The sequence below is a fragment of the Mesorhizobium sp. LCM 4576 genome, from assembly GCF_001854815.1.
Taxonomy (GTDB): domain Bacteria; phylum Pseudomonadota; class Alphaproteobacteria; order Rhizobiales; family Rhizobiaceae; genus Mesorhizobium; species Mesorhizobium plurifarium.
Map to the genome: position 1 here is coordinate 37,604 of NZ_MDDT01000012.1, position 12,564 is coordinate 50,167.

The window sequence follows — 12,564 nt, forward strand, 5'->3', positions numbered from 1 at the left end:
CGTCGAGGTTGGCGATCCTTCGCGCCCCCCTCTGGCCTACCGGCCATCTCCCCCACAAGGGGGGAGATCGATGCCACGCCGGCTTTCGCCAATCACGACCGTTGAAGGATGAGTGCCGGCGCCCGAGCTGCCAATCTCCACCCTTGTGGGGGAGATGTCCGGCAGGACAGAGGGGGGGGCGCTGTCCCGCCTGCGTCTCGAATTTGGATTACCCGATCATAGCCTCGACGCTTTTCGCTAACTCAGCCGCATCCCCCACCACCCGCAGCGTCTTCAGCCGCGCCGTCCCTCCGGCAATCACCGAAACCGCCGACCCCGGCACGCCAAGCGCCTTGGCCATCATCCGCTCCAGCGCGGCGTTGGCCGCCCCGTTCTCCGGCACGGCGCGCACGCGCGCCTTGCGATGGCTGCGTCCGTCGGCGGCGGTCTCGATACCATCGATCCGGTCGAGCGCGGCTTTCGGCGTCAGCCGCACGAAGAGGTCGATGCCGTTGTCGCGCTGYCGAAACGGCGAGCTCATCAGCCGCCGGCCACCACCCAGGACCAGACGGTGGTGACCAGGAATTGCCGGATGAAGAAGATGATCAGAAGCAGGATGATCGGCGAAATGTCGATGCCGCCGAGATCGGGCATGAAGCGGCGAATCGGACGCAAGGCGGGCTCCGTCAGCCGATAGAGCATGTTGCCGACGGAACTGACGAACTGGTTGCGCGAGTTGACGACATTGAAGGCATAGAGCCAGGAAAAGATCGCCGAGGCGATGATGATCCACCAGTAGATATCAAGCGCCATGACGATGGTCTGAATAAGGGCGATCATGCCGGTCTCCAAATTGTCGCCGACATGTAGCCATTGCTTGGCGTGCGGGCAAGGCCCGCGGGCTTGGCGTGCGGGCAAGGCCCGCGGGCTTGGCGTGCGGGCAAGGCCCGCGGGCTTGGCGTGCGGGCAAGGCGCGCGGGCTTGGCGAGTGGGCGAGGCCCGCGGGCTTAGCGAGTGGGCGAGGCCCGCCCGACCAGTGCTTGTGGCCGGCCCGGTCTTTCACCTTGACATGAAACGGCCGCGACCGATACAAGCCCATCCGCTGGAACGGGGCTGTAGCTCAGCTGGGAGAGCGCATCGTTCGCAATGATGAGGTCAGGGGTTCGATCCCCCTCAGCTCCACCAGCCAGCACAAGCATATGCTTGACATCGCTTTGCCTTCCCCGCTCGCCATTTTGTGACCACCGGATTTCGGCCCTCGCCCTTGGAACCAATGGCGGGGCAAGACGGTTCAGCTATAGTTTTGAAGCTGATATGCCCCGGCCGGCTGGGTAAGCGGCGATGCTCGAGGAGGTCACCATCATGCTGCAGATTTCGTCCAGATTCCGTTCCGTCGCGGTTGCGGCAATCGCCGCCGCAGGCGTGAGCATGGCCAGCGCCGCGCATGCCGACAGCGGCACGATCCGCTTTTCGGTCTACAAGGCAGCCTTCTTCATCGGCGGCTCCGGCGGCGAGGGCACGCTGACCTTCCACGGCAAACGCTATCCGATCTCGGTTGGCGGCGTCTCGGGCGGCTTCGCCTTCGGCGCGTCCAAGACCTATTTCCAGGGCAGGGTGCGCCATATCCGCCGCGCCAGCGATGTGACGGGCGTCTATGGCGCTGCCGGCGGCGGCGGCGCGCTGGGCAGAGGCGCACAGGTGATCGTTATGACCAACGACAAGGGCGCCCAGCTCGAGCTCACCGGCCGGCAGGTCGGCCTGCAGGTCAACGCCGATCTCAGCGGAATGAGCATCGCGCTGAAGCGGTAGAAGGCGCGCAGCTCCCCGCTCTTCGTGGATGGGCCGGCAAAGGCGCTGCCTGGGCGCCGAATGCCGGCCACCGTCGGCCAGGAGGCGTGCAAGCAGGCCTTAGCCCGCGAAGGGCTTCCGGCCTCGGGACGCCTCAATCGTCCCAATCATCCCAATTGTCTTCGTCCCGCGGGTAGTCTGGAACGACCCGGATAATCGGGCGTGGGCGCTGATAGCGCCAATAATACTCGTCCGGCGGCTGCGGCTCGTAGGCGCGGTAGGCAGGCCGGTAGTAGTGGTGGCGCTTCCAGTATTTGTGCTTCTTGTGCGGCCGCACGCAGTAGCCGTCCTCGGTCAGATAAGCGCATGTGACATGCGCCTCCCGCACCAGGCCATTTCTGGCCGGCACGCCAATCATCGGCGCCGCCTGGACCGCGGGCACCACCGCCAGCATGGTCCCGGCAAGGGCAAGAACAGACAATTTCATCAGCCTCTCCAATCTGTGCAGATCAAGGCCGGAAGAACGTCCTGATTGGGGGCTATTTGCGGCGGTCGAAATCACTTTGATTTTCGGCCGCACATATGAGCGTTAGATGATGTATCGAGCCGGCATGCCCGAAGCCTGCCATCACCCCCATGACGCTAGTTGGCCAGCTGATCGAGAAGCGTGTCTATTTCGCCTTTCTTCGGCGTTTCGGGCGAAGCAGGGGCCGCCTGCGCATCGACCGGGGCGGGCTGCTCCGCCGGCGCGGCAGTCTCGGCTTCGGCCTCGCCGGCCGTGTTCGAACTTGGCGTCGGCGCCGCGTTTTCGGTATTGCCGGTGTCCGGCGTCACGGCTGGCTCCGGAGCCGCGGGCGGCGCCTTGGGCCGGGGCGCGGCGTTGCGCAGAAGATCGCCGATCAGATCCGCCGCTCCCTTAGCGGATCCGTTCGAGCCCGTTTGGCCCGGGATCAGCTTGTCGAGCTTCAGTTTTCCGGTTGGCAGCCCAAATCTGCTTAACATGTCCAGCGCGCCCTGCGGATCCTTGGCCAATGCGCTCAGGTCCGGATAGGCGCGGGGCGCGAACAGCGGGCCCTGGACCACGACCGGCACTCCGATGCCGTTCACGGCGACGTCGCCTCCCTGGCCTGAAAGCGAAGCGACGACGCGAGGGTTGAGGCGGATGTCGAGCGTCTGGTCGGCGAGGTCTATCCTGCCCGAGCCGTCCATCCGCACCAGCGGGCCCAGCAGGCTGATGTCCGTCGTCTGCGCGACGCCGTTCGCGATTGCAAACGAGGCGCCGAGTTCGGTGAACGTCGTCTTCTTGGCCTGATCCTGCTTGAAGCCGCCGGCGAGCAGCCCGACCAGGTTGTTGTAGACCTCTGCTATGTCGATGCCGCTGAAGGCGCCGTCGCTGAATTTTGYCGCCGCCTTGCCACCGAGGGAACGGGCAAGCGATTTCGTGGTCTTCCCCGCGCCTGAAACCGCGACCGTGGCATTGAGCGTGCCTTCGATGCGGTCAAAATCAGCCGCATCACGGAGCAACGGCGCGGCGGCCGCGCCGGCGATCGCCGTGTTCAGGTCCAGGGAAGCGGCGTCGTGGGAGCCGTCGGCCGTCATATCAGCGGCAATCGTGCCGCCGTAGAAGGGGCTTTGCGGCACGCTGAGGTGAGCCTTCCCATCCGCCACCGTCAGGCTGGTCGCCACCGGCCCGGCAAAGACCTTTCCATAGCCGAGCTTGTCGGCCTGGATATCCACCTTGGCATCAAGTCCCTTGAGGAAGGAGAGATCGATCGGCGCGTCGGTTGCCGCGCCCGGTTTCTGTTTGCCGGTGGCCGTCGCTCCGCCGCTGCCGGCGAGCGCCGCAAAATCAAGCTTCGCGAAATTGAGCGACGTCCGGATCGTGAGGGGCTGTCCCAGTTTCACCGAGCCTTGCCCGGACGCCTTGACGCCGTTCAAGGCAATGGCGGCCTTCTGGAAGGAGAATTGCTTCGGCCCGGCATCGAGATCGCCCTTGAAGGCAAAATCCTGCAGACTGGGGGAAGCGCTCTGCCCCAGCCATTGCATCAGCTTGTCTACCGAGGGTGACGTGGCCGAGACTTGGCCCTTGAACGTGCCGCCACCTCCGACAGTGCCGCTTATGCTGCCTTCGAGGTATTTGGAGGAAACCGAAAGGTTGATCGGCCCGGACGCGTCGGCAACGGAGCCGCCGGCCAGAAAGGATGCAGGCGCGACCTGGGACTTGAACGTCACGGCCTGTCCCCGCCAGGCGAGCTTGCCCGTCAAATCGAAAGGCTTGCCGATATCGCGAACCTTCGCGTCAAGAGTGAGCCCGGTGATGTCGTTGGCCGTTCGGTCCTGCGCATCGRCAAGCACTGCAAGCGGGAGCTTGCCCTCTCGAATCCCGACCGTTCCCTGCAGATTTGCGCTGCTCAGTATGCGGTCCGCGGTCAGTCCGCGAAAGGCGAACCCCATATCGGCGGTGAGCTTGCCGGACAACGGCACGGACTGTCCGGCCAGCTTCGCCACCGAGCCGATATCCAGCCCCGAACTCGCAATATTGCCGCGTATGGTCGGGGGTGTTTCGCCGACATCCGTCGAGGCTTTCGCGGTGAGGTTTCCTGCGTCGAGGCCGAAATGCTCCAGCTTTGCCTCGAGATGTCCGTCGCGCAGCGTCGCGGCGAGCTGGACATCGGAAGCCCGTATCTTGCCGCTGACCAGTTCATCGATCGCAACGCTGATGTCTGCGTCGAAGGCGGACAGCATGGCAAGGTCGGGCTCACCGGAACCGGCCGGTTTGCCGCCGCTGGAGCCACCCTTGCCAATATCGCTCAAGGCGTCGATATCGACGCGCTTGGCTGCCAGGTCGGCGAAGAAGCGGTGCCGAGCGCCAGGCTGAAAGAGCGCGTCCATCTGGAAGGCCTGGTCGCCGATCTCGAACTTTCCACCCCTGATCTGGTAACTGCCGTTGCCGTTGAGCTGGATCTCGCCGCTTGCCTGCAAGGAAGAGAGCTTCGGAACCGGCGCCGGGTCCAGCCGCGCCTCGACGGCGATCTGGGCCGGCTGCCGCTTCAGGATCGGCCTCAAGGCGGAAAGGCTGCCGCTCATTTCGACGCGGCGGCCGCCGCTGGTGCCGGCCAATGAAAACGAGACCTCCCGGTCAAGGTCTGGAACCCTCAGATCGGCGTCGATCGCCGTCACCTTAGCGGCGCCGCCGGGCGACGCGCTCGAGGTAAAGGTGCCATTCGTTATCGTCAGCTGGTTGATCGCCAGCCGCTCGAGCGTATCGACAATCGCCGCGAACGGATCAGCCTGGACATCCTTCGGTTCCGGGGGCGACGCCGCATTCGCCGAAGCCTTGAGCGCAATTGTCGGATCCGCCAGCGCGACGGACTGGATTTCGAGCTTTTTCGACCATAGCGACGACAGCGTTACCGACGTCGAGAACCGCGGCGYGGATATCGCGATGTCGCCCGTGCTGGTCAAGAGCGAGATATGGTCAGCGACCACCGCCAGCTTGGGCAGCAGCGACAGCCTGACAGGTCCGTCCAGCCGGATGGTCATTCCGGTCGCGGATGACAGTTGCCGGCTCAGTTCGGCACGAACCCAGTCGGTTGAAACAAGAGCGGGCACAAGGAAGAGCAGCCCGACGACAAGAACAACAGCGACGGTGAGTGCAGCGACGATTTTTCTCACATCGACCAGCCAAAACGATCGGAAGAATCAGTATCGTCAAACATACATGCTTCGGGCGTCCGACTGAATCCTGCCGAAGCACGGGCTTCGCGCCGGACGAATTTCGGACTGCTCCCCGGAGCTCTTTCGCCGAGGGCCATCGCGATCGAGGCCATATGCGCGCAAATGTTTCCAGAACCCATGGGTTTGGAAACGATCAGCCGTTTTCCGAGCCATTCCCGTGAAACAGACCAAGAGCACTGTCCGGCGCCCGCCACCGACATATCAGCAATCCAATGGAGGACGTGCCAATGTCAGTGCTCGGGATTTTACTTCATTTCGGTCGCGCGGTGATCCAGGCTCACAACAATGCCAAGGTCAAAAACCTGATGGATGTCCCGCCGCCCGAAACAAGCAGAAACCGGGCCCGGCGCGTTTCGCCCGACGCCTCCGAAAAGGAGCCCGGCGCCATTCACCCCGGAGGTCGCTGAGCCTCGGCCTGGTCCCGTTCACCTCGAGACCGCCRTCGTTTGTGATTGCGTTGCCGCGCATAGGCCACGCAGGCGTCCACCGTGCTGACGCAGAGCGCATCGATGCTGTTCGGCAGATTGTTGTCACCGGCATAGGCAACCTCGGCGACATGGCCGCCGACCATGCGGATCTGCGTGTTGCAATAGCCGCCGGGAGCGACGTTGACCGACCCTCCAACCGCGGGGATCGCGCCCACGGCCATGGTCGGCACAGCAATACTGAGGTTGCCGCGTTGGACGGTGCGTTGATAGGTCCAAATCTGGCCGGATGATCCCACATCGGCCGTCGCKGTCGGAAAGCCGGCGCACATGCGGACATCGGCCTCGCTGAGACCGACCATCTCCTTGCGGGCAGCGGCCGTAGTGGCGTCGACCTTGGCGATGCCCGACGTGTCGTCAGGGATGACGCAGGACGACAGGATGGAGATGCCTGCCGCAACGAAGGCAAGTTTTCGAATATGCAAGGATGTCATGCCGTCGGTCGGAGTTGCGTGCCRCCCCAGCGCCCTCCTGCCTACCTAGGCAATCGGCCAAACGCGTCAACCCGAGATAGACGCGGAATGCCGCACGTTAGAGCGGTTCATYGTTTCACGGAAACGGTGAACCGCTCTATCTCTTTGGTTTTGCGCAATTCCGGACGGAAAACCGCTCACACTTTTCCTGGAATTGCTCTAGCGCGCCGATGCGCTCACACCACCCGCAGATAGCTCGTCATGCCGGTTTTCTGGTGCTCGATGATGTGGCAATGCAGCAGCCAGTCGCCGGGATTGTCGGCGACGAAGCCTAGCTGCACCTTCTCGTCGGGCTGGATCAGATAGGTGTCGGAGACGAGCGGCTGGACCGCCCTGGTCGATGACGACAGCACCTTGAAGCTCATGCCGTGCAGATGGATCGGGTGCGCGTGCGGGGTGAGGTTCTCCATATCGATGACGTAGCTCTGGCCGAGCTTCAGCTCGGCGAGCGGCGCGGTCGGGTCCGGCGTGTCGCCCGGCCACGGCACCTTGTTGATCGCCCAGAAACTGTAGCCGAGCGAGCCGCAAATGCTGTCGACCGCGACGTTTTCCGCCGTAGCGCTCAACGCCAGCGGAATGCGTTTGGCGCTGGTCAGGTCCACCTCCRCCACGGGATTGGCTTCGAGCGGGCCGAGATCGCGCAGGTCATGCTTCAGCGATTTGCCGACCGAGCGCAGCGTCGCCAGGATTTTCGGCTTGGTGCCCCTGACATCGCGCAGGCTGACGATCGCGCCCTCCTCGTCGGGCATGCGGATGGCAAGCTCCAGCCGCTGGCCGRGTCCCAGTTGCAAGGCGTCCGGCGCAAAACGCTGCGGCACCGGGTTGSCGTCGAGCGCGATGACCGTCGCCTCGGCGCCGTCGACACGGAAGGCATAGATGCGGGTGACGTCGGTGATGGCGGCGCRAAGCCGCACCAGCCCGCCAGCCGGCGCGTCGAATTGCGGCTGCTCGAGCCAATTGGCGGTGCGTACCGTGCCGAAAGTGCCGGCCCTGGCCGCGTCGCGCGGCCTGAACGGCTCGATGAACTGGCCGTCGTCGCCGAGCCGCCAGTCGCGCAGGTTGACAACCATCTCGACATCGAAGACCGGATCGTTCGGGTTCTCGACGACGATCACACCGGTCAGCCCGTGACCCATCTGGATCAGCGTGTTGCAATGCGGATGATACCAGAAGGTGCCGGCGTCTGGCGGCGAGAACGCATAGTCGAAATGGTCGCCCTGATAGACATAGGGCTGCACCATGAACGGCACGCCGTCCATCTTGTTGGGAACGCGGACGCCATGCCAGTGGATGGTCGTCGGATCGTCGATGCCGTTGATCAAACGGGCGGCGAAAGGCTCGCCCTTCCTCATCCTGACGACCGGCGGCGGGCCTGCGTCACCATAGGTCAGCACGTTCTTCGTCGGCGCGCCCTCCATCAGTTGCGCCTGAACGCTTGCGGTCTTCAGAATCAGCGATTCGGGCTTCTGCGCCRCCCAGCCGGCAAATTTGCCGGCGGCGGAGAGGCCGATACCGGCCGCGCCGGCCGCCGCGGCGCCTTGCAGGAGTTTGCGGCGCGTGAGGGCCGACATTCGAATCCCTAAATAGGTGAGTGGCTGCGTCAGCTTTACCACCATTCGCGCGGTTCCCAAAACGGACAGATCGCCGCTCCGGATGCCTGTCAATCCGTGACCGCGGCGAGGTGTCCTCCGCCGAAATCCTTGAGCAGCAGTTTCGGCACGGTTTCGCCGATCCGCCGGGTCGCGCTTGGAATTTCGCGGTCGAGACGGGCAAAGCGTGTGYGGCGCCGTGACGGATCGGGAACCGGCACCGCCTCGATGAGCCGCCGCGTGTAGGGATGGYGGGGGTTGGAAAAGACCTGGTCGCGGCTGCCGATCTCGACGATCTGGCCAAGGTACATGACCGCGACGCGGTCGGAGATGTTCTCGACCACCGCCATGTCATGCGAGATGAAGAGATAGGCGACGCCGAACTCGCGCTGCAGCTCCTTCAAAAGATCGAGCACGCGCGCCTGCACCGAGACATCGAGCGCCGACACGCTCTCGTCGGCGATGATCAGCTTCGGCCTGAGCGCCAGCGCGCGGGCGATGCAGATGCGCTGGCGCTGGCCGCCCGAGAATTCATGCGGATAAAGCTCCATCTGCGCTGCGGACAGGCCGACCCGCTCGAACAAGGCGGCCACGCGTTCGCGGCGTTCCTGCCTTGAGCCGATGCCGTGGATGAGCAGCGGCTCGGCCACCAGGTCACCGACGCGCATGCGTGGGTCGAGCGAGGCGTAAGGATCCTGGAACACCATCTGCACGTCGCGGCGCACGGCCTTGCGCGCGTCGCCGCCAAGTCCGGAGAGCTCTCGACCGCCGATCGTGACGCCACCCGTATATGGCACGAGGCCGGCGAGAGCCTTGGCGGTGGTGGATTTGCCGCAGCCGGATTCGCCGACCAGCRCCAGCGTTTCGTTCGGCGCGATCGAAAAGGAGACGCCCTCGACGGCGTGCACCCGCCGGGTGACGCGGCCGAAGAAACCACCATGCAGGTCAAAGCGGACATGGAGGTCGTTCACAACCGCCACCTTGTCCTTCCCGGCCATCTCGTCCGGCTCGCCGGAAGCGCGGCGCCCTGCTCCCGAGCCGATGCGCGGAACGGCGGCGAGGAGCTCCTGCGTGTAGGCGGCCCGCGGCCTGGCGAAAATATCGGCGGTGGCGCCCTCCTCGACCATGCGGCCATTGCGCATGACGATAACGCGGTCGGCCATTTCGGCGACGACGCCCATGTCGTGGGTGATCAGGATGACGCTGGTGCCGTGCTGGCGCTGCAGGTCGCGCAGCAGCTCCAGCACTTCGCCCTGGACCGTCACGTCCAGCGCCGTCGTCGGCTCGTCGGCGATCAGCACGTCGGGCTCGAGCGCCAGCGCCATGGCGATCATCACCCGCTGGCGCATGCCACCCGACAATTCGTGCGGAAACTGCTTCAGCCGGCTTTCGGCTTCGGAAATTCGAACCGCCTTCAGCGCCTCGACGGCGCGCCGTTGCGCCTCGGCATGGGAGAGGCCGGTATGCGCCTCGATCGATTCGGTGAGCTGCCGGCCGATCGACAGCACCGGATTGAGCGAGGTCATCGGCTCCTGGAAGATCATGGCGATGCGGTCGCCGCGAATGTCGCGCATGCGGCGTTCGTCGAGCGCCGTCAGTTCGACGGCACTGCCGTCCTTGTCGAAGAGCCGGATCGTGCCTGCGGCGATGCGGCCGGCGGGCTGCGGCAGGAGCCGCATGATCGCCAGCGCCGTCATCGACTTGCCGGAACCGGACTCGCCGGCGATGCACAGCGTCTCGCCGCGTCTGAGCGACAGCGACAGGCCGGACACCACTTCACGCTCGCCATCCTCGCCGCGCACGCCGATGGAGAGGCCGGTGATTTCGAGCACCGGCCCCGCGGCCGCCCCTGCGGCGGCGTCAGCGTGTTCGTCGACCACGCCTGCGCTCATTCGAACACGCAGCGCGGGAAGTAGAACGACACCACCCAGTTCGGCATGTCGACGATCTCGCTGATCCGGAGATCGCCGCAGACCGAGACCAGCATATAGGCATCGACCGGGTCGAGCTTGTAGCGGGCGGACAGCAAGTCGACCATCTGGCTGACGGCCTCCCTGGCCCCGGTCATCAGGTCGGGTCCGATGCCCGTCGTCACCTCATAGCCCTTGGCGTCGAGGTGGCGCGTCACCGGGCCGGGCGTGGTGAAGCGCGGCGTCTTCAGCCGCGCGTCCTTCACGAGGTCGAGCTTGAGCACGACGTCCATCGGGCTCTCGATCGCCGTGCCGCACACCTCGCCGTCGCCCTGCGCGGCATGCGTGTCGCCGACCGAGAACAGCGCGCCCGCCACTTCCACCGGCAGATAGAGCGTGGTGCCGGCGGCAAGGTCGCGGATGTCGAGATTGCCGCCGACACGCCGCGGCGGCACCACCGAGTGGAGACCCTTTTCGGCCAGTGCATTGCCGATGGTGCCGGCGAACGGCTTCAGCGGCACACGTGCATTCTTGCCGAACAGCGCCGGCTCGAGCGAGGCGGCGTCGTATTTCCAGATGTTGAGCGCCGGTTCCTTGAAGTCGTCGGCGAGCAGGCCGAAGCCCGGGATGTTCGCCGTCCAGCCGAAGCCGGACGGTTTGAACATCTCGATCGTCACCTTCAGCGCATCGCCGGGCTCGGCGCCGTCGACGAAGATCGGCCCAGTTACCGGATTGACCTTGGCGAAGTCGAGCTTGGCAGCGTCGGCGACCGTGCTGTCCGCCTTGARCTGCCCGCCGGACGAATCCAGGCACTGGAACTCGATCGTCGAGCCGGGCGCCACCCGCTCGACCGGAGCAAAGGAATTGTCCCAGCCGAAATGGTGATGGCGCCCGTGGATGGTGTAGTCGCAGTTACTGCACATCTTTCACATACACATTGTCGTAGTTGATCGGGATATGGACCGGGTCGACATAGAGATTGTCGGCGCCGCCCATGCGGGCTGACTTCAGCGTGAAGCGCTGCTCGTTGAAGACCGGCGCCCAGGGGGCGTCCTCCATGATCTTGTCGTAGATCGCGCTCCACATCTTCTCGCGATCGGCTGACTTGGCCGGGTCGACGACAGAATCGGCCTCGGCCGCCTTGGCGTCGAGATCCTTGTTGCAATACCACGACCAGTTCCAGCCGCCGGGCACGGCGCCGGCGCAGCCGAGGATCGGGCCGTAGAAATTCGAGGGATCCGGGAAGTCGGCGATCCAGGCCATGCCGCCCGACCAGATCATCGGCGCGCCGGCCTTGTCGCCGCCGGCGGCGATCACATTGGCCTGGGCGAGCGACTGGATGCTGGCCTTGATGCCGATTGCCGCCAGGTCCTGCTGGATCGCCTGGGCGATGCGCGGATTGGGATCGGTGTTCATGGCGAAGAGCTGCGTCTCGAAGCCATCCGGGTGGCCGGCCTCGGCCAGCAGCGCCTTGGCCTTGGCGACGTCATAGGCGTAGCCCTTGAAGGCCTTGTCGTAGCCGGGCATCGAGGGCGGCAGCGGCTGGTTGGCCGRCACCGCGCGGTTGTTGATCATCTGGACGATGCGGTCCTTGTTGATCGCCATGTTGACGGCCTGGCGCACCTTGACGTTGTCGAAGGGCGCCATGGTGGTGTTCATGGTGATGTAGCCGGTGTGCAGCTGCCCGCCCACGACGACGCGCGCCTTCTGTTCGGGGTCGCTCATCACCTCCTGGAACTTGGCCGGCGGGATGCCGTCGCCGGGCACGTCGATCTCGCCCTTCTGCAGGCGCAGCAGCGCCACGATCGGCTCCTGGCCGATCTCGAAGGTGATCTTGTCGAGATGCGGCAGGCCCTTGTGCCAGTAGTCGGGATTGCGCTCGAAGACGATGCGCTGGCCGAGCGTCCATTCGGCGAGCTTGAAGGCGCCGGTGCCGACCGGATGCTTGCCGAAGTCGGCGCCGTATTTCTCGACCTCCTCCTTCGGCACGACATGCGAGAAGTTGATCGCCATGACATGCAGGAAGGTGGCGTCCGGCCGGACAAGCTCGAACTTGATCGTGTAGGGATCGACCACGGTGACGCCGGAGAGGCTGTCGGCCTTGCCGGCGGCGACATCGTCATAGCCCTTGATCGAGCCGAAGAAGCCGGCGCCCGGGCTCTGCGTCTTCGGATTGGTGACGCGGTCGAGCGAGTATTTGACGTCTTCGGCGGTCATCTCGCGACCGTTGTGGAATTTCACGCCGTGGCGCAGCTTGAAGGTGAAGGTCTTGCCGTCCGGCGAGATCTCGTAGCTCTCGGCGAGGTCGGGCTTGAGCTTGGTGGTGCCCGGCTCATAGTCCATCAATCCGTCGAACAGGCTCTTGATCATCGACCAGTTCTGCCAGTCGTAGCCGATCGCCGGATCGAGCGTGGCGACGTCGTCCTTGTAGGTGATGGTGATGGCGCCGCCCTGCTTGATGTTGGGGTCGACGGCGTCGTCGGCGCGCGCGCTTGCCATGCCGAGCATCAGCGCGAGCGCCGACGCCGCCACGGTGGATGCCAGAAATCGTCTCATGTCACTGTTCCCTTTCTCTGGTTGTTGTCGTTGTCATCTCAATTTG

12 protein-coding genes, 1 tRNA gene and 1 pseudogene are annotated in these 12,564 nt (G+C 64.8%); 4 read left to right on the forward strand and 10 right to left on the reverse strand.

Translation table 11 applies throughout. The annotated features are described in order from the left end of the window. Positions 1–208: 208 nt before the first annotated feature. Positions 209–520, reverse strand: a complete 312-nt coding sequence (locus tag LCM4576_RS06310) for a DUF167 family protein (protein ID WP_071031071.1) — start codon at positions 518–520, stop codon at positions 209–211. Next, entirely contained in the window at positions 520–819 is a 300-nt protein-coding gene (locus tag LCM4576_RS06315) for a YggT family protein (protein WP_041003033.1), read from the reverse strand. Before LCM4576_RS06315 ends, LCM4576_RS06310 begins: the two co-directional genes overlap by 1 nt. 269 nt (positions 820–1,088) lie before the next feature. On the opposite strand from LCM4576_RS06315, the gene LCM4576_RS06320 reads away from it, so the two are divergent. Then, positions 1,089–1,164 (forward strand) — tRNA-Ala (locus tag LCM4576_RS06320). 180 nt (positions 1,165–1,344) lie between these two features. Continuing rightward, the gene (locus tag LCM4576_RS06325) at positions 1,345–1,788 is read left to right on the forward strand and encodes a hypothetical protein (protein ID WP_041003031.1); all 444 of its coding nucleotides are present in this window, start codon (positions 1,345–1,347) and stop codon (positions 1,786–1,788) included. Positions 1,789–1,921: 133 nt separating this feature from the next. On the opposite strand, the gene LCM4576_RS06330 is transcribed toward LCM4576_RS06325, so the two are convergent. Continuing rightward, positions 1,922–2,254, reverse strand: coding sequence for a hypothetical protein (locus LCM4576_RS06330; protein ID WP_131803225.1), 333 nt, complete (start codon positions 2,252–2,254; stop codon positions 1,922–1,924). Positions 2,255–2,409: 155 nt separating this feature from the next. Further along, positions 2,410–4,275 carry an AsmA family protein gene (locus LCM4576_RS06335; RefSeq protein WP_407067363.1) on the reverse strand — a complete coding sequence of 622 codons (1,866 nt, stop codon included), beginning with the start codon at positions 4,273–4,275 and terminating at the stop codon, positions 2,410–2,412. A 108-nt stretch (positions 4,276–4,383) separates the two neighbouring features. Between LCM4576_RS06335 and LCM4576_RS37100 the strand changes: the two genes are divergently transcribed. Further along, a complete protein-coding gene (locus tag LCM4576_RS37100; protein ID WP_244510674.1) occupies positions 4,384–4,890 on the forward strand; it encodes a hypothetical protein in 507 nt (168 codons plus the stop codon). Between the two features lie 270 nt (positions 4,891–5,160). Here LCM4576_RS37100 and LCM4576_RS37700 read toward each other — a convergent pair. After that, positions 5,161–5,442, reverse strand: a pseudogene (locus LCM4576_RS37700) (hypothetical protein); the annotation flags it as partial. A 290-nt stretch (positions 5,443–5,732) separates the two neighbouring features. Here LCM4576_RS37700 and LCM4576_RS06340 point away from each other — a divergent pair. Further along, positions 5,733–5,912: a hypothetical protein gene (locus tag LCM4576_RS06340; RefSeq protein WP_131803226.1), complete on the forward strand. Its 180-nt coding sequence runs from the start codon at positions 5,733–5,735 to the stop codon at positions 5,910–5,912. Here LCM4576_RS06340 and LCM4576_RS06345 read toward each other — a convergent pair. The 5 genes from LCM4576_RS06345 to LCM4576_RS06365 all read right to left on the reverse strand — a co-directional run bounded on the left by LCM4576_RS06345 (position 5,894) and on the right by LCM4576_RS06365 (position 12,518). After that, a complete protein-coding gene (locus LCM4576_RS06345) occupies positions 5,894–6,424 on the reverse strand; it encodes a hypothetical protein (RefSeq protein ID WP_071031077.1) in 531 nt (176 codons plus the stop codon). The two genes, LCM4576_RS06340 and LCM4576_RS06345, sit on opposite strands and share 19 nt — an antisense overlap. Before the next feature lie 215 nt (positions 6,425–6,639). Beyond that, positions 6,640–8,034, reverse strand: a complete 1,395-nt coding sequence (locus LCM4576_RS06350) for a multicopper oxidase family protein (protein WP_071031079.1) — start codon at positions 8,032–8,034, stop codon at positions 6,640–6,642. An 89-nt stretch (positions 8,035–8,123) separates the two neighbouring features. After that, positions 8,124–9,944 (reverse strand): ABC transporter ATP-binding protein, encoded by a 1,821-nt coding sequence (locus tag LCM4576_RS06355; RefSeq protein WP_071031081.1) that lies wholly within the window; start codon positions 9,942–9,944, stop codon positions 8,124–8,126. After that, the gene (locus LCM4576_RS06360; RefSeq protein WP_071031083.1) at positions 9,941–10,885 is read right to left on the reverse strand and encodes an acetamidase/formamidase family protein; all 945 of its coding nucleotides are present in this window, start codon (positions 10,883–10,885) and stop codon (positions 9,941–9,943) included. Before LCM4576_RS06360 ends, LCM4576_RS06355 begins: the two co-directional genes overlap by 4 nt. Continuing rightward, a complete protein-coding gene (locus tag LCM4576_RS06365) occupies positions 10,875–12,518 on the reverse strand; it encodes an ABC transporter substrate-binding protein (protein WP_071031084.1) in 1,644 nt (547 codons plus the stop codon). The genes LCM4576_RS06360 and LCM4576_RS06365 overlap by 11 nt, the downstream gene beginning before the upstream one ends. Between the last annotated feature and the right edge of the window lie 46 nt (positions 12,519–12,564).